Source organism: Kitasatospora sp. NPDC057500 (genome assembly GCF_042802195.1).
In the GTDB taxonomy this organism is placed as follows: domain Bacteria; phylum Actinomycetota; class Actinomycetes; order Streptomycetales; family Streptomycetaceae; genus Kitasatospora.
Genome location: NZ_JBHVER010000079.1, coordinates 1 through 14,964 on the forward strand (window position 1 = coordinate 1; position 14,964 = coordinate 14,964).

Here is a 14,964-nt window from a genome sequence, read left to right on the forward strand (position 1 = left end):
CGATCGAACCCCGCGGCCCCATCGAGACCGAAGCAGCCCGCCGCCTCGCCGACGACCTCAAGAACGAGTGATCACCCGATTACCCAACACTTTCTGAGCCGGGCGGGAACGCGCACGGCGCGGCCGGGCGCCGCCTCCCGCGCCTTCGACCGGGCCGGGTCCAGGATCGTGGGCGGGGGCATGCGCCGGCACACGGTCGCGGCCGGCGGCGCGCCGCGTCGCCGGCACCCGGCCACCACCCCTCACCAGGAATGGAGCACTCCATGGACTACGGCATCCCCGTCACCCTCGACCTGCCCTTCGCCGAGACCGTCGAACGGGTCCGCGCCGCGCTCGCCGGACAGGGCTTCGGCATCCTCACCGAGATCGACGTCCGCGCGACCCTGCGGGCCAAGATCGGCGAGGAGATCGAGGACTACCTGATCCTCGGCGCCTGCAACCCGCCGCTCGCCCACCGCGCCCTCCAGGCCGACCGGCACATCGGACTGCTGCTGCCGTGCAACGTCGTGGTCCGCGCGGACGGCGGACGCACGGTCGTCGAGGCGATGGACCCGCAGCTGATGGTCCGGATCAGCGGGCAGCCGGCACTGGAGGCCGTCGCCGACGAGGCGGCCGCCCGGCTGCGCGCGGCGCTGGCCGCACTCTCCGGCTGAGGTACGGACCGCCGTTCCTCGTCGGCGCACACGGATCGGGCCGTGCCGGGATCTCCGGCACGGCCCGATCGGCGGTCTCCGCACGTTCAGCGGCGGCCGAAGATCCTCGCGAGGAGGCCGCCGCCCTTCCGCGCGTCGCGGTCGCAGCCGCAGCGGTCGGCCTTGGGGACTCCGGCCAGCACCTGGTCGACGTGCATGCCGCACCCCGCGTAGGTGGCCTTGCCGCAGCTCCGGCACGTCGTACGTCGGCACATCACAGGACTCCTCGCATCCGGGGAAGAGAGGGCTTCTCCCTCGCTTCCACTATACCGGCGGGGGTATTTTTCCGGATGAAGCGGGCGAATCGCCCCCATGCGGATCACGCGCGCACCGGAGGTGCCGACAGGCGCGGGGGCTGATCGATTTCGGTTCGATCACGGCGTGTCCCATTGGTCGGACCTTGGGATGGAGTGCGGTGATTGATCTTGTTGGCGGCGGGACGGGCGCGCTCTCATAATTCCAGCCAGACGCGCGACGGGCGGCTGTGAGAGCCGCCGTGAGTGCCCGCGAGAGGCCCGTGCGCACACATCCTGACCTTTCCCTGGGGGAATCCCTTGTCCGCGCACGATCACGTGCCGCCCGCCGGGTCCGGCCCCGGCACCGAACCCACCACCGCACCCGAACCCGCTCCCGGTGCACCCACCCCGCCGGCCGCGCGGCGGAAGCTGCCGCGCGCCGTCGCCGTGGCGCTGGCCACCGCGGGCCTGCTCGCCGTCACCGCGACCAGCGCCGCCGTGACGGTGGCCGTCGGCAAGCCGGAGAGCCGGCCGGCCACGGCCGCCGTGACGGCCGCACCGGCGGCGAGCCCGAGCCCGACCGCTTCGCCCTCGGCGTCCGCCGCTCCCGCGCCGACCACCCCGCCGCCCGCGCCCGAGCCGGCGCCGAGGAGCACCGTCCGGGGCACCGTCAGCGGCGGCCGGCACGACGGCGACCTGCGGTACTTCCTGCTCCCGATCCCCGCGGGCGGCGAGTCCTACGGCCCGGCCGACGGCATGCCGTTGACCGACGAGGACATGGCCGAGGAGTCCGACGACGGCACGGACATCATGGCCATCCTCCATCAACTCGGCTACAAGGACGCCGCCACCCGGGTCTACCGAACGGCCGACGGAAAGGCCGAGGTCACCGTCACCCTGCTGCGCTTCACCAGCGCCGCGCAGGCGGAGTTCTTCGCCAAGAACGACACCAGGGACCTCCCCTCGATCGAGGTCACCGGCGACCCCGGCGCCCGCGGGTACATCGACAGGCCCGAGCAGGAGGCCTACACCGGCTCGATGACCGGCATCTCCACCCAGGGCGACGTGCACTACACGGTCGACGTCGAGGTGAAGGGCACCCCGGACAAGGCCCTGCTGAGCGAGCTGATGAAGCGCCAGCGCGACTGGCTGACCACCGGCCGCTGAGCGCGCGACCGGCCCCCTCCTCGCTCCCCTTCCTTCCTTTGGAGTCCCCCGTGACCACCGAACCCGTGGTGCCGCCGCCCGTCGACGGGCCGCCGTCGGCCCCACCCCCGCCCCCTCCCGCCGCCGACCCCGCCGCCGCCCCGGCGCCCGCCCGGCGTCCGCGCCGGCCGCGCCCGGTGCTGCTGCTGGTCTCCGGGCTGGTGCTCGGAACCGCCGCCGGCGGCGGCATCGGCTACGCCGTCCAGGCCGGCCGGCCCCCGACGCCGCTGCCGCCGGTCCAGGTGGCGCTGCCGACCTACCCCTCCGAGGTGCTCGACCCGGCCGTCGCCGCCGCGTCCGCACCCTCGCCGCTCGCCATCGACGGCGACCTGCGGAAGCTGCTGATCACCGCCCCGAGCGGCAGCAAGCCGTGGGACGGCTACCCGGACACGCCGAGTTGGATCACGGTCGGCGAGCTCGCCGAGCAGAGCGCCGGAACGGTCAGCGCGTTCAACACGCTGAACAACGGCGGGTTCCGACGCGCTGCGCAGATCAACTGGACGCAGGGCGATCTGAGGGTCCGTGTCTCCCTGACGCAGTACTCGGCCGACAACGCCAACTCCGCCGCAGTGCAGCGGTACGTCCTGCAGCCGTTCAGTGCCGAGGCCAACGGCGGCTATCAGGTCGACCCTCAGCCCTCCTACTGGCCCGAAACGACGATCCAGTACTACACGGGTGCCGCGGTCGCACAGCGCGGCACCGTGCGGATGGAGGTCAGGGTCTACGGCACGGAACCGGTGGAAGCCGAGGTCGTGAAGGACCTCGCCAAGCAGCAGTGGGAGCGGCTGGTATGAGCGACAGCACCGAAACCCTCCAGTCGGACCCCTCATCGGGCACCTCCCGCCGTCTCCTGCGCGCCGGGGGTGCGACCGTGGCGGCCGCCCTGGTCGGCGTGGGCATCGGGGTCGGCATCGTCGAAGTCCGGTTCGACGACACCGCCACAACCGCCACCGCTGCCACCGCTGCGGCCGTGACGAGCCCTTCCCCGGCCGCCAGCACCACACCGTTCGGTGCGAAGTCGAACGGCAACCACTTCGGATCACTGCGCGACCTGCTGCTGCCGATGCCCGACGGCTACGGGCCCGGTCCGGACGACGGCAACTACGGCAACGACGCCGAACTGACGGCCGACCAACTGTCCGCCGAGATCGACGACGACCTCGTCCCCGTGCCCAAGGAGCAACAGGACAAGCTCCGCCGGTTCTGGGAGGACCTGCACGTCAAGGCCGCCGGTGTGCGCACCTACCGTAACCAGACGGTCGTTCTCGGGATCCGACTGCACCAGTTCAACCAGCAGGAGGTGCAGAAGATGAACGAGTACACCGCCGTGTTCGCGGGCGACACCGGGCTCTTCCGCCTCGGCCCGGCCGTTCCCGGCCACCCCGAGGCGCACTGCTACCTGATGCCCGCGCCGCCGTCCGCTCCGATCGACCGCATGGAGTGCTCGGCCGCCGAGGGGGACCTCCTGGTGGTGCTGACCGCCGAGGGCGTGGCTCCCCTGCCCAAGGACAAGATCGTCAACCTCCTGACCCAGCAGCTCGACCGCCTCGCCCGCCCGGGAGCCTCCGCATGACCGACAGCAGCGACAGCCCCTCAGTGCCGGACGTCCCGGTCGCCGGCCCCGGAGCATCGACCGACGAGGACCAGGCCGCCCACCGGACCCGGCGCCGCAAGGCCGTGCTGCGGTGGGGCGCCGCCGCCGTGGTGTGCGCGCTGGCCGGGACGGGGAGTGCGCTCGCGGTCACCGTGCCGGACCGCACCGACCTGCCGGGTCTGGCCACCAAGCACGACGGGCGCTACACCTTCCCCGCTCTCGTCCTGCCGCCGCTGCCCTCCGGCAAGGCCATCCCGAAGGAGGACAACCGTCGGCACGCGGCGGACCTGCGGCGGCTGCTTCTCCCCGCGCCCCTGGAGGCCGGCGGTTCCCTCACTCCGGCCGCCCTCCCGGCACCGACCGCGAGCGCCGGCGCCGACTGGGTCGACTGCCAGGGCGTGGCCGCCGACCAGAAGGAGCCCGCGAAGATGCGTGCACTCCTGCTCATGTACGCCTGCCGGGCCGCCACCGTTCGCGAGTGGACCGCCGCCGACGGCACCCGGACCCGGATCCAGTTGCTCGCCTTCGGGTCGTACCAGGAGGCCCGGCCGGTGTTCTCCGCATTCCGTGACCACGTCGAGCCGAAGGACGTCGACGGCCTCAAGCTGGTCACGCCCCCGGCCTGGGGCACACCGGACACCGTCGACCTCGCGGTCCGGGAGACCCCTTCCGCCAGGCCCGATGCCGAACCGGCCTACCGGCAGGCGTACCTGGCCGCCGGCGACCTCGTGGGCGTCGTCACGATGACCAATCCCGCCGGCGTCCGAGCCGCCGCCTTCCAGCAGGTGGTGACGCTCCAGTCCGACCTGCTGGCCTGAGCCCGCGCCGCCCCGGCATCACCGCCGGGGCGGCTCGGTGTGCTCCGCCGACAGGAGCCGGCGCAGCACGCCGAGCAGTCCGGTGTCCTCGGCGGGCGGCTTTGCGGCACGCCAGGCGAGGTGGCCGTCGGGTCGGGCGAGGAGGGCTCCGGTGGCGGGGAGGCCGGACAGGTGCGTCCACCGTGGCCCGTCGACCGGGAGGGCGCGCGCGGTGACGGGGAGGCCCGCCTCGGTGGCGGTGGCGGTCTGGCGGTGCCAGGCGGGGTCAGGTGCGAGGAGGGTGAAGCCGGGGCCGACGAGGTCCAGGGTGGAGGCCCCACCGAGGGGCCCGTCCAGGCGGAGGTGCGGGAGGCGGCCGCCGGGGACGGCGGCCCGGTGCTCGCAGGCCGGGTCGAGGGGCGGAGGGACCGGGGTGCCGGGTTCGGTGAGGACGGCGGTCGACCGGTAGACGGCGGTGAGCAGCAGTTCGTCGTCGATCCGGTAGCCGGCGCGGGCCCGGGAGTTGGCCAGTGAGAGGTCGATGACCTGGCGGGCGAGGGGGCGGCGTTCGTCCTCGTAGGTGTCCAGCAGACGCTCGCCGGCGCGGCCGTCGAGCACGGCGGCGAGCTTCCAGGCGAGGTTGTCGGCGTCGCCGATGCCGGTGTTCATGCCGTGGCCGCCGGTCGGCGGCACCGTGTGGGCCGCGTCGCCCGCGATCAGCACCCGGGAGCGGCGGTAGCCGGCGGCGAGGCGGGCGTCCATCCGCCAGGTCATGGTGTCGCGGACGGTGACGTCGAGTGCGGGCAGGCCGGCGGCGTCGCGGACCAGGCGAACGAGTGCCCGGTGGTCGGTGGTGAGCGCGTCGGGGTCGTCGTGCGCGGGGTCGTAGGGGTGCTGGTAGACCCAGTGCCGGTCGTTGTCGACCGCCAGGAAGCCGCCGCGGCCCGGGGCGGTGAGGAAGTAGGAGGCGCTGGCCCGGTCAGCCACGACCTCGCCGAGCGGGGCCTCGAAGCGGATGCTGAGGAAGTGTCCGAGGCCGGTCGGGCCCTCCATGGCGATGCCGGCGCCGGTGCGCACGGTGCTCGCCGCGCCGTCGCAGCCGATCAGCCGGTCGGCGTGCACGGTGTGCCGTTCGCCGGTGCCACGGTCCTCCAGTTCGGCGCGCACGCCGTCCTCGTCCTGGGTGAAGGAGAGCAGCCGGGTGTGGAACCGGATGTCCGCGGGCTCGCGGTCCCGGGCGTGTCGCAGCAGGACGGCCTCCAGGGCGTCCTGCGAGCAGATCAGTCCCGGGGAGGGGGTGCGCTCGGCGCCCGGCCGGGGGTCGGCCGCGACGCCGGTGCGGACGAAGTCCGGGTCGACGAGGTCGCGGCCCCGGTAGAAGTGGACGTGCGAGGGCGGCAGTCCGGCCCGCCGGAGATCCGCTTCGAGCCCCAGCCGCCGGAGGATCTCGGCGGAGCGGGCCGAGACGCCGCGGGCCTTGGGGTGGCGGGATGTCCCGGGGTGGGCCTCGACCAGCAGGTGGCGCACGCCGTACCCGGAGAGCAGCAGCGAGAGCGTCAGGCCGACCGGGCCTCCTCCCACCACCAGGACGGACGTCCTCCTCGGCCATGACCGCATGCTGCCCCCTCGGGTCGTAACGCTCAACTCTGATTTCGACGTTACCATGGGGTGTCGACATCATCGGAAGGGACGGACGCATGACCGACGACCTCCAGGGCGGAAATCCGCGCGGGCTGCTCTTCGTCGCCGAACTCGCCAACACCGTGCGGCAGGACCCCGAGGCGGGGGCCGCCGAACTCCAGGCACTCCTGGAACGCCACCAAGGGCCGCCGTTCCGGCTGACCGACGCCGACGCCCGCGAACTCCGGGAGGCCGCCGCCCCGCTCGTCCGCCTGCTGGGCACCGGTGACCCGGACGACGCCGCCGAGCAGATCAACGCGCTGCTCGACCGCCACCCCGCCCGGCCCAGGCTGGTGCGACTGCCCGGCCGGCCCTGGTCGCTGCACACCGAGGCGCCCCCGGCCGCCGGCCTCACCCACTGGCTGCTGTCGACGGCCGCACTCGCCCTCGGTCTCTGGCTGAGCGAACGCGGGCGGTGCGCCTGGGGGCGGTGCGCGGCGCCCGGCTGCGAGCGGTTCTTCGTGGACACCGGCCGCCGCACGCCGCAGCGCTACTGCACCCCGCGCTGCGCCACCCGGGTCAGGGTCGCCGCGCACCGGGCACAGGCGCACCGGGCCGCCGAGGGGTGACTGGCCTCCGACGGTGACTGGCCTTCGAGGGTGACGGTCCTCCGAGGGGTGACGGGCCCGCCTCAGACCAGCCCGGCGGCCTCGGCGAGCAGGCGGTAGGAGGTCAGCAGCTCCGCCCGGTCGTAGGTGCTGGTGGTCAGCAGGAACTCGTCGGCGCCGGTGCGCTCCATGAGTGCCGCGAGGTCCGCGGCGGCCCGTTCGGGGGTGCCCGCGAGGTGGCCGTCGAGGGACTGTTCGAACGCGGTGCGCTCACGCGGGGTCATCGGCCGGGCCAGGACCTCGTCGACGGGTTCGAGCGGGGAGAACTCCCCGTGGGTGCGGCTGTGGGCGGTCGACCAGGCCTCCGGCACGAGCAGCGCGCGGGCCCGCTCCTCGGTCGGCGCGACGGCGACCGTCCCGGAGACGACCACATAGGGCCGCTCGGCCCGGGCGGAGGGGCGGAAGCGCGCCCGGTAGCGGTCGATCGCCGCCTGCATCGCCTCCTCGCCGCGCGCCGCCGCGATCACCAGCGGGAGGCCCGCCCCTGCGGCGACGTCCGCGCCCGCGCCGGTGGCCAGCACGAACGCGGGGACGTCCAGGCCCTCGGCGGGGCGGGCGTGCACGCCCCCGGGGCCGCGTGCGGCGGGGTCGAACCAGGAGAGCAGTTCGGCGAGCTGCTCGGGGAAGCGGTCCGCGGCGTCCTTCTCCCGCCCCAGGGCCCGGCGCACGCCGTCCGTGAAGCCCACCGAACGGCCCAGGCCCATGTCGATCCGGCCCGGGAACAGCGCCGCGAGGACGCCGAACTGCTCGGCGACGACCAGGGGCTGGTGGTTGGGGAGCATCACCCCGCCGGTGCCCACCCGGATCCGGGAGGTCGCGGCGGCCACGGCGGCGGCCAGCACCGTCGGCGCCGAGCCGGCCACCCCCGGCACGCCGTGGTGCTCGGAGACCCAGAACCGGTGGTAGCCGAGCCGTTCGGCCTCCACCGCGAACGCGACGGTGTCCCGCAGCGCCTGGGCGGGCTCCTCCCCCCGACGGGTGCGGGAGCGGTCCAGTACGGAGAGGCGGAGGGCGGGCGCGGTGGTCACGTCGGTGCCAACCGCCGACCGCGGCGCGGTCATTCCCGCCGGTGCCGGGCGGAAATCCGATTGCGGGCGCGAGCCCGCCGCTGATAGCAATGTGACATGCTATCCACCTCCCGCATCGTGCTCCGGGCCCGCCACGACAGTGACGTCCCGGTGCTCCACACCGAGCTCTACGACGACGTCGCCACCCGCACCAGGGCCGACACCCGTCCGTGGAGCCCCCTTGCACCCGACTCCCCGCAGTCCCCGTTCACCGTGGGAGCGGGCGACGACAAGGCCGCCTTCTTCTCGGTGGTGGAACGGTCCTCCGGCGAGCTGGCCGGGGAGGCGCTGCTGTGGGGCATCGACGCCCACCAGCGGCACGCCCACCTCGGACTGGCACTGCGACCGGGGTTCCGCGGGCGCGGTCTGGGCGGCGACATCGTGCGGCTGCTCTGCCGCTACGGGTTCACGGTGCGCGGGCTGCACCGGCTCCAGGTCGACACGCTCGCCGACAACCTGCCGATGCTCAAGGCCGCCACGGGGGCGGGGTTCGTGGTCGAGGGCACGCTGCGCCGGGCCGCCTGGGTGTGCGGGGCGTTCGAGGACGAGGTGGTACTCGGGCTGCTGGCCTCGGAGTGGACCGACGAGCCGGAGCCGGCGGACGCCGCCACGGGGGCCTGAACCGGTTCGCCGCCCGACCCGTCAATCGAGGCCGAGACCGAACCAGTGCTCGGCGAGGGCCTCCAGGCTGTCCGTTCCCTGGGGCGGCGGCACCTCCCGCAGGTACCAGGGCAGGTTGCTGTAGACGTGCAGCAGCGTGTACGCCATGGCCGCGCGGGGGTCGACGGCGCGGCCGTACCCGGCCGCGAACCGTGCCATCAGGCCGGGTTCGGCCCTGGTGACGAAGACGCCGACGCCGACGAAGTCGTAGTCCGGGTCGCCGATCACCGCGGGCTCGAAGTCGAACAGCCCGGACAGCCGTCCGCCGGCCCGGTCGAGCAGCAGGTGGCGGCGCATGAACTCGGTGTGCAGCAGCACGCCTCCCGGCTCGCGCGGCAGCACGGCGGCGTCCAGGAAGCCGGGTATCCGCTCCAGCCAGGCCTCCGGCAGGCCGCGCTCGCGCTGGCGTCCGACGGCTGCGGCGCGCCGGCGGTCGGTGAAGGCGCCCCAGTCGCCGGGGCCGAGCACGTCGGCGAGCGGCCCCGGATCGAGCGCGTGCAGCGCCGCCAGGGCCTGCCCGGCCTCGGTGGCGATCCGCTCCCGGTCACCGGCCGTCAGCCCGGCCCAGGCCGGGACGAGTTCCACCCCGCGCAGCCGGGACATCAGCACGTACCGCCAGCCGTTCTCGTACTCGCCGGCGTCGTACAGCGCGGGTGTCGGCACCGGCAGCCGCCCGTCGAGGTGGGCGAGCACCCGGGCCTCGGTGACGCCGTCCTCGGCGGAGGCCTTGGGATAGAGCTTGAGCACGTGCGTGTCGCCGACCGCGTACACCGGCTGCGAGCCCTCTGCGAAGCGCTCCAGCGGGCGCCCGCCCAGCCCCAGCCGGGCGCAGAGGTCCGCCGCCCCGGGGCGCATGACCGCCTCGTCGGACAGGACGGTGTCCCACTGTTCGTCGGTCTCGACCATAGGCAGCATGCCGGGAAGGCTAGGAGCCCTGCGGCGGGGCCGCAAACGGGTTTCCGGCGTCAGCGCGGCCGGTGGCGGGCGCGGTAGGTGCGCGGGGTGGTGCCGGTGAGGCGGGCGAAGTGCGGGCGGAGGGCGGCGGGGGACGCGAAGCCGGTGCGGGCGGCGATCGCCTCGACCGGCTCGTCGGTCCGCTCCAGCAGCTCCCGGGCACGCTTGAGGCGCAGGCGGAGCAGGTAGCGCGGCGCACTGAGACCGGTGCGGGCCAGGAAGCGCCGGTTGAGGCTGCTGACGCTGACACCCGCGTGGGCGGCGATGTCGGCGGGGGCGAGCGGCAGGTGGAGGCTGCGCTCCAGCCACTCCAGGGTCGCGTCGAGGCCGCTGCTGTCGGCGAGGGTGCGGTCGATGACCTCGGCCACCCGTTCGGCGTGCACCACCAGCGGGCTGAGCAGTTCCCGGCAGGTCCGGTCGGCGATCCGCTCGCCGTGGTCCTCGGCCAGCAGGCGCAGGCAGACGTCCATTCCGCCGAACACCCCGCCGGAGGTGCGGAAGGGGCCGTCGGCGACCAGCGTGCCGCCGGGATCGACCTCGACGCGGGGGTACCGGCGGGCGAGTTCCCCGGTGTGGCGCCAGGCGGTGGTCGCCCGTCGGCCGTCCAGCAGACCGGTCGCGGCGAGGGTGAGCACGCCCGCGCCGCAGGCCCCGATCCGGGCGCCGCGGGCGGCGGCCGCGCGGAGCGTGTCGAGCAGCGCGGGCGCCGGGCGGACGCCCGGGTCGCGGTGGGCGGGCAGCAGGAGGACGTCGGCCCCGGCCGCGTCGGCGAGGCCGTACGGGAGCACGGCGTCCGCGGGGACGGTCGCGTCGAGGCGGACGGTGCCGGGGCCGCCGGCGGCACAGAGCCGGACGTCGTAGGCGACGCCGGGGTGTTCGCGGGCAGCGGAGCCGAAGACGAGTCCGGGGGTGGTGAGGTGGTGGCCGGGCAGGCCGTCGAGGGCGAGGACGGCGATCACGGGCATGGTGGCAGCGTAGTCCGAGGGTGGGAGCGGGCAGGAACGAGGGCCCGGCGCACCGCCGGCGCGGTGCGCCGGTGCGCGGTGCGCCAGGCCGGCGCGCGGTCAGTCGCCGTACGCCCGCAGCGTGGCCCGGATCCAGTCCGCGTAGGCGGGCACGTTGGTGTAGAGCCCGGGACCGGTCGAGCAGGTCGGGTCGGTGTCGCCGTCCCCGGAGGTGGTCCCGACCAGCTCCCAGCGGCCGCCCCGGCCGTGCTGGATCTGCGGGCCGCCGGAGTCGCCGATGCAGGCCATCGCGCCGGGAACCGGGCTGACCGTGCAGAGCCGGGACAGGCCGGCCCGCCCCGGCGCGCACTCGTTGACGTCGCCGATGCGGGTGTCGAGCTGCCGCAGGCGCTTCGCGAAGGCGGCCTTGGTGATGTCGGTGGTGTCGGCGGTGGTGCCGAAGCCCAGCAGCCTGGTCGGGGTGCCCGGGGCGCCCGCCCGGTCGGCGATCGGGATCGGCTTCTGCGGCGCGGCGCGGTCGAGGCGGACGAGCGCGAGGTCGTCCTGGTTCGCCCCGGCCGCCGCGCCCAGCGTGTAGCCGGGGTGGGTGACGGTCCGCTCGATGCCGCGCACGGTGCCGCCGCTGGTGCGCTTGTCGGAGGCGATGCGCACGATGCCGTCGGGGCGCACCAGCGAGGTGTCCATGCAGTGCGCGGCGGTGAGCACCCAGCGGGGGTGGATCAGGGCCGCGCCGCACACGCCGTCGTCGAGTCCGGCGTCGGGGACGGTCATCGGGATCGAGGCCATGAAGGGGTACCGCTCGGTGGCCGTGCGGCCGTTGACGATCGCCCCGGCGGGTCCGGTCAGGGTCGCGACACAGGCCGCGGCGGCGAGGGCGACGGTGGTGGCGCGCGCCGCGCGGCGGGACCGGGAGGCGTTTCGGGACACGGGTGCTCCATTCGTTGACGGGCGTGCGCGGGCACCCCCGGGATGGTGGAACCGGCGCCGGAGGGCCGTTGACCTGCGGCGTCGGTACGTCCCATCCTTCGCCGCCGCTCCCGGGACCGACAGCGGCGGCGATGTCGTCATGGGCTAAATTCTGGACATGCCTGTGATCGCCGCCCTGCTGCTCGACGGGGTGCCCGGGCATCACGTCACCACGCCGGCCCTCTGCTTCGGCACCGCCGACCGCTGCCATCCGTGGGTCTCGTACGAGGTGCGGCTCTGCGCCGCGCCGGGGTTCCGGTCGACCGGCGGGCCGTCGTCCTTCGGCCTGGCGACGCCGTGGGGCCTGGACGGCCTGGAGGGGCTGTCGGAGGCCGACACGGTCCTGGTACCGGGCCACCCGGAGCAACCCGGCGGCCCGCCGCCCGAGGTGGCCGGGACGCTGCGGGCGGCGGCCGACCGGGGGTGCCGGATCGGGGCGTTCGGTGCGGGGACGTTCACGCTGGCCGCCGCCGGGCTGCTGGACGGCCGCCGGGCCACGACCGTGCCCGGGCTGACCGCCGAACTGGCGCGGCGCCATCCCCGGATCGAGGTGGACCCGCACGGGGAGGTGGTGGCGGACGGACCGTTCCACACCGCCGCCGGGGTGCTGGGCGGGGTGGACCTCTGCCTGCGGCTGATCACCCTGGACCACGGGGAGGCGGTGGGCGTCGAGACCGAGCGGCAACTGTTCCTGGACCTGCCCGCCGACCACGGGGAGGGGCCCGACGCACCGGTGTCCGGCGCAGCGGTCTCCGGCGACACCCTCGGCCCCACCCTCGACTGGCTGGAGACCCGGCTCGACCAGCCGCTGACCCTGGACGAGATCGCCGCCCACGCGGGGCTGACCGTCCGGGGGCTGAGCCGCCGGTTCCGGGCGGAGACCGGTCTGCCGCCGCTGCAGTACCTGCTGCGCGTCCGGATCCAGTGGGCGCAACGCCTGCTGGAGCGCGGGGACGAACCAGTGGCACGGATCGCCGCCCGCACGGGTCTGGGCACACCGGCCAATCTCCGCCACCAGTTCCAGCGGTACACGGGCACGACGCCGAGCGTGTACCGGGCGGCGTTCCGGTCGATGGTGGACTCGCTGGCCCGGCCGGAGGACGGACCGCCGAAGGGGGACCGCCGCTGACCCGCACACCGGACGGCCCGGCCCGGGCATCGGGGTCGGGCCGTCGGGGCGGACGGGCGGGCCACCCGGCGCACCGGTGGCCCGCACCGCGGAGCGGAGGGGAGGGTGAACCGGGGTCAGCCGCGCGGCAGGACGAGGGACTGGACTCCGGGGAGCCTGCGCCAGTCGCTGGAGACGACGGTCGCGTGGGCGCGGGCGAGCTGTTCGGCGCGGGTGCGGGCCTGGTCGGCGGTGGGGTCGGTGTTGCTGATGGCGGGGGCGACGTTGTGGGCGTCGGTCATCGTCAGCAGGTAGTGGTTGGTGTCGTACCAGCTGGTGTCGACGCCGTTCACATAGGTGGCGGCGTCACCGTCGAAGACCACGAACCAGGGGCGGATCGAGGTCTCGCCGTACCGGGTGCGCGGATCGCCGGTCGCCGCGCCGAGCGCGGTGGGGAACATCCGGGCCTCGCCGATCCGGCCGGCCGCGGCCAGGTCGCGCAGGTGGCGGCCGTACTCGACGTCGGTGTGCAGGGTGTCGAACGGGTTGTCCAGCTCGACGGTGCCGGGGATGACGTAGACCAGGGCGCGGCCGGCCAGCGCCGACCTGGTCGGCCAGTTGCCGGCGCGGACGGCGTCGTCGAGGGTCGGGTGGGAACCGCCGCCCGGCTTGGCGAGCAGGTCGGCCGGGCGCAGCGCGGCGGAGCCCAGGTGGGCGGCGATCAGGGCGTCGAGCTGGGCGGGGCCCATGCCGAGGTTCCCGGAGAAGCCCGGCTTGAGCTCCAGCTTGATCACCAGCGGGCCCGCGCCGGGGTGGGCGCCGAGCCAGATCCGCACGTCGTCCAGGCAGGCGTCCAGGTTCCTGTTGGCGCTGCCGGAGTAGAGCTGGGCGGGCGTGGTGGCGCTGACGCAGTTGTTGGTGTTGCCGAGCGGGTTGGAGTGGCTGACCTTCCACTCCTTGGTGATGACGTTCGGCCAGGCGTCCAGCTCGATCATGCCGGTGCCGGTGTCCAGGCCCTGGGCGAGGTAGCCGAAGGCGGCCGGGTCGTAGGTGTTGTGCAGGCCGACGGTGGTCGCGGAGGCGAACGGGAGCTCGCCCGGGGTGTCGCCGGCGGCCTGCGCGGTGCTGCCGACGGGCAGGACGGCGCCGGCTGCGGCGAGCAGCAGGCCGGCGGCGAGGGTGCCGATGAGGGTACGGCGGACGGTCACGGTGTCAATCCCCTTGTGAGTGCGCCTGCTGGCCGGCGCGTCTTCGGCGGTGGCTTCCGCCGGTGCAGAGCATGACCGGGCCGGCCGTCGGCACGGTGAAGAGGACATAACAACTCCGTGACCGTCGGCTTCCGGTCCGTCACCGGCAGGAACCGCCGGTCCGGCCGGGGGGCGGGCGCGGCCGTGCCGGCGTCAGAACACGGACCAGCCGGTGGCCGTCGTCAGGGCGTCCAGGGCGGCGACGCCGAGCACCGAGTTGCCGGCGGCGTCCAGGCCCGGGCTCCAGGTGCAGACCGCGCCCCGGCCGGGCAGGACCGCGAGCACGCCGCCGCCGACGCCGCTCTTGCCGGGCAGGCCCACCCGGTAGGCGAACTCGCCCGCCGCGTCGTAGGTGCCGCAGGTCAGCAGCACGGCGTTGATCCGCTTGGCCTCGCTGCGCGACAGCAGGCGCGAGCCGTCGGCCCGCAGGCCGTGGCGGGCGAGGAAGAGGCCGGCCAGCGCGAGGTCCCGGCAGTCGGCCTCGATCGCGCAGTGCGCGTAGTAGTGCGCGAGCACGTCCTCGACCGGGTTGCGGAGGTTGCCGTAGCTCGCCATGAAGTGCGCCATCGCCGCGTTGCGGTGGCCGTGCTCGGCCTCGGAGGCGGCCACCGCGCGGTTCACGTCGACGGCCGGGTCGCCGGACTCCGCGCGCAGGAGGTCCAGCACGGCGCCGACCGCGTCGCCGGTGAGCTCCAGCAGGCGGTCGGTCACCACGAGGGCGCCGGCGTTGATGAAGGGGTTGCGCGGGATGCCGTGCTCGGACTCCAGTTGGACCAGCGAGTTGAACGGGTTTCCGGAGGGCTCGCGGCCGACGCCGGTCCACAGGCCGTCACCGCCCTCGGCGAGCGCCAGGGCGAGGGTGAACAGCTTCGAGACCGACTGGACGGAGAACGGCTGCCGCCAGTCCCCCGCGCCGAAGACCCGGCCGTCCACGGTGGCGATCGCCATCCCGAACGCCGACGGGTCCGCCTCGGCGAGTGCCGGGATGTAGTCGGCGACCCGGCCGCGCAGCGGCGAGCGCACGGCCGCCGCCATGGCGTCGAGCACCAGCGCCTGGTGGTCCACCGCGTCGGGGGCGTTCGGGCTGTTGAGGTCGTGCGTGCCGGTCGTGCCGGTCGTGCGGTTCGTGCCGGTCGTGTCGTTCGAGTGGTCCACCGCGCCATTGTCGTCGCCGCCGGCCCGCG

The 14,964-nt window shown here is 74.8% G+C and carries 16 protein-coding genes; 8 read left to right on the top strand and 8 right to left on the bottom strand.

The window, feature by feature from the left end:
* Window positions 1-263: 263 nt before the first annotated feature.
* On the top strand, window positions 264-653 hold the full coding sequence (locus tag ACFU74_RS18570; RefSeq protein WP_380757898.1) for a DUF302 domain-containing protein: 390 nt from the start codon (window positions 264-266) through the stop codon (window positions 651-653).
* Between the two features lie 86 nt (window positions 654-739).
* Here ACFU74_RS18570 and ACFU74_RS18575 read toward each other — a convergent pair whose 3' ends face one another.
* Window positions 740-907, bottom strand: a complete 168-nt coding sequence (locus ACFU74_RS18575) for a hypothetical protein (protein WP_380757900.1) — start codon at window positions 905-907, stop codon at window positions 740-742.
* Window positions 908-1,246: 339 nt separating this feature from the next.
* Here ACFU74_RS18575 and ACFU74_RS18580 point away from each other — a divergent pair, with 339 nt between their 5' ends.
* From ACFU74_RS18580 to ACFU74_RS18595, 4 genes are read left to right on the top strand one after another with little or no spacing between them, the layout of a single operon-like run.
* Window positions 1,247-2,095 carry a hypothetical protein gene (locus ACFU74_RS18580; protein ID WP_380757903.1) on the top strand — a complete coding sequence of 283 codons (849 nt, stop codon included), beginning with the start codon at window positions 1,247-1,249 and terminating at the stop codon, window positions 2,093-2,095.
* 50 nt (window positions 2,096-2,145) lie between these two features.
* Window positions 2,146-2,928: a hypothetical protein gene (locus ACFU74_RS18585; RefSeq protein WP_380757905.1), complete on the top strand. Its 783-nt coding sequence runs from the start codon at window positions 2,146-2,148 to the stop codon at window positions 2,926-2,928.
* On the top strand, window positions 2,925-3,707 hold the full coding sequence (locus tag ACFU74_RS18590; protein WP_380757907.1) for a hypothetical protein: 783 nt from the start codon (window positions 2,925-2,927) through the stop codon (window positions 3,705-3,707). Before ACFU74_RS18585 ends, ACFU74_RS18590 begins: the two co-directional genes overlap by 4 nt.
* On the top strand, window positions 3,704-4,546 hold the full coding sequence (locus tag ACFU74_RS18595; protein WP_380757909.1) for a hypothetical protein: 843 nt from the start codon (window positions 3,704-3,706) through the stop codon (window positions 4,544-4,546). The genes ACFU74_RS18590 and ACFU74_RS18595 overlap by 4 nt, the downstream gene beginning before the upstream one ends.
* A gap of 18 nt (window positions 4,547-4,564) precedes the next feature.
* Here the strand turns inward: ACFU74_RS18595 and ACFU74_RS18600 are convergent, their stop codons facing one another.
* Entirely contained in the window at window positions 4,565-6,142 is a 1,578-nt protein-coding gene (locus tag ACFU74_RS18600) for an FAD-dependent monooxygenase (RefSeq protein ID WP_380757911.1), read from the bottom strand.
* Window positions 6,143-6,222: 80 nt separating this feature from the next.
* Here ACFU74_RS18600 and ACFU74_RS18605 point away from each other — a divergent pair, with 80 nt between their 5' ends.
* Entirely contained in the window at window positions 6,223-6,774 is a 552-nt protein-coding gene (locus tag ACFU74_RS18605) for a CGNR zinc finger domain-containing protein (protein WP_380757913.1), read from the top strand.
* A 62-nt stretch (window positions 6,775-6,836) separates the two neighbouring features.
* Here the strand turns inward: ACFU74_RS18605 and ACFU74_RS18610 are convergent, their stop codons facing one another.
* On the bottom strand, window positions 6,837-7,874 hold the full coding sequence (locus tag ACFU74_RS18610) for an LLM class flavin-dependent oxidoreductase (protein ID WP_380757915.1): 1,038 nt from the start codon (window positions 7,872-7,874) through the stop codon (window positions 6,837-6,839).
* Window positions 7,875-7,937: 63 nt separating this feature from the next.
* On the opposite strand from ACFU74_RS18610, the gene ACFU74_RS18615 reads away from it, so the two are divergent.
* A complete protein-coding gene (locus tag ACFU74_RS18615) occupies window positions 7,938-8,501 on the top strand; it encodes a GNAT family N-acetyltransferase (protein WP_380757917.1) in 564 nt (187 codons plus the stop codon).
* Between the two features lie 21 nt (window positions 8,502-8,522).
* Here the strand turns inward: ACFU74_RS18615 and ACFU74_RS18620 are convergent, their stop codons facing one another.
* From ACFU74_RS18620 to ACFU74_RS18630, 3 genes are all read right to left on the bottom strand, one after another.
* Window positions 8,523-9,455 (bottom strand): phosphotransferase family protein, encoded by a 933-nt coding sequence (locus ACFU74_RS18620; RefSeq protein WP_380757918.1) that lies wholly within the window; start codon window positions 9,453-9,455, stop codon window positions 8,523-8,525.
* 50 nt (window positions 9,456-9,505) lie between these two features.
* Entirely contained in the window at window positions 9,506-10,459 is a 954-nt protein-coding gene (locus tag ACFU74_RS18625; protein WP_380757920.1) for a GlxA family transcriptional regulator, read from the bottom strand.
* 99 nt (window positions 10,460-10,558) lie between these two features.
* A complete protein-coding gene (locus ACFU74_RS18630) occupies window positions 10,559-11,386 on the bottom strand; it encodes a S1 family peptidase (protein ID WP_380757922.1) in 828 nt (275 codons plus the stop codon).
* 157 nt (window positions 11,387-11,543) lie between these two features.
* Here ACFU74_RS18630 and ACFU74_RS18635 point away from each other — a divergent pair, with 157 nt between their 5' ends.
* Window positions 11,544-12,554 (top strand): GlxA family transcriptional regulator, encoded by a 1,011-nt coding sequence (locus ACFU74_RS18635; RefSeq protein ID WP_380757924.1) that lies wholly within the window; start codon window positions 11,544-11,546, stop codon window positions 12,552-12,554.
* Between the two features lie 116 nt (window positions 12,555-12,670).
* Here ACFU74_RS18635 and ACFU74_RS18640 read toward each other — a convergent pair whose 3' ends face one another.
* Both ACFU74_RS18640 and ACFU74_RS18645 read right to left on the bottom strand, forming a co-directional pair.
* Window positions 12,671-13,741, bottom strand: a complete 1,071-nt coding sequence (locus tag ACFU74_RS18640) for a phosphatidylinositol-specific phospholipase C domain-containing protein (protein WP_380757927.1) — start codon at window positions 13,739-13,741, stop codon at window positions 12,671-12,673.
* 192 nt (window positions 13,742-13,933) lie between these two features.
* Window positions 13,934-14,815, bottom strand: a complete 882-nt coding sequence (locus ACFU74_RS18645; RefSeq protein ID WP_380757957.1) for a glutaminase — start codon at window positions 14,813-14,815, stop codon at window positions 13,934-13,936.
* Between the last annotated feature and the right edge of the window lie 149 nt (window positions 14,816-14,964).

Excerpts from the sequence above, each read along its gene's own strand:
- ACFU74_RS18570 (WP_380757898.1), top strand. The coding sequence starts at position 264 with ATGGACTACGGCATCCCCGTCACCCTCGACCTGCCCTTCGCCGAGACC.
- ACFU74_RS18575 (WP_380757900.1), bottom strand. The coding sequence starts at position 907 with ATGTGCCGACGTACGACGTGCCGGAGCTGCGGCAAGGCCACCTACGCG.
- ACFU74_RS18590 (WP_380757907.1), top strand. The coding sequence starts at position 2,925 with ATGAGCGACAGCACCGAAACCCTCCAGTCGGACCCCTCATCGGGCACC.
- ACFU74_RS18595 (WP_380757909.1), top strand. The coding sequence starts at position 3,704 with ATGACCGACAGCAGCGACAGCCCCTCAGTGCCGGACGTCCCGGTCGCC.
- ACFU74_RS18600 (WP_380757911.1), bottom strand. The coding sequence starts at position 6,142 with ATGCGGTCATGGCCGAGGAGGACGTCCGTCCTGGTGGTGGGAGGAGGC.
- ACFU74_RS18605 (WP_380757913.1), top strand. The coding sequence starts at position 6,223 with ATGACCGACGACCTCCAGGGCGGAAATCCGCGCGGGCTGCTCTTCGTC.
- ACFU74_RS18610 (WP_380757915.1), bottom strand. The coding sequence starts at position 7,874 with ATGACCGCGCCGCGGTCGGCGGTTGGCACCGACGTGACCACCGCGCCC.
- ACFU74_RS18615 (WP_380757917.1), top strand. The coding sequence starts at position 7,938 with ATGCTATCCACCTCCCGCATCGTGCTCCGGGCCCGCCACGACAGTGAC.
- ACFU74_RS18620 (WP_380757918.1), bottom strand. The coding sequence starts at position 9,455 with ATGCTGCCTATGGTCGAGACCGACGAACAGTGGGACACCGTCCTGTCC.
- ACFU74_RS18625 (WP_380757920.1), bottom strand. The coding sequence starts at position 10,459 with ATGCCCGTGATCGCCGTCCTCGCCCTCGACGGCCTGCCCGGCCACCAC.
- ACFU74_RS18635 (WP_380757924.1), top strand. The coding sequence starts at position 11,544 with ATGCCTGTGATCGCCGCCCTGCTGCTCGACGGGGTGCCCGGGCATCAC.
- ACFU74_RS18645 (WP_380757957.1), bottom strand. The coding sequence starts at position 14,815 with ATGGCGGCGGCCGTGCGCTCGCCGCTGCGCGGCCGGGTCGCCGACTAC.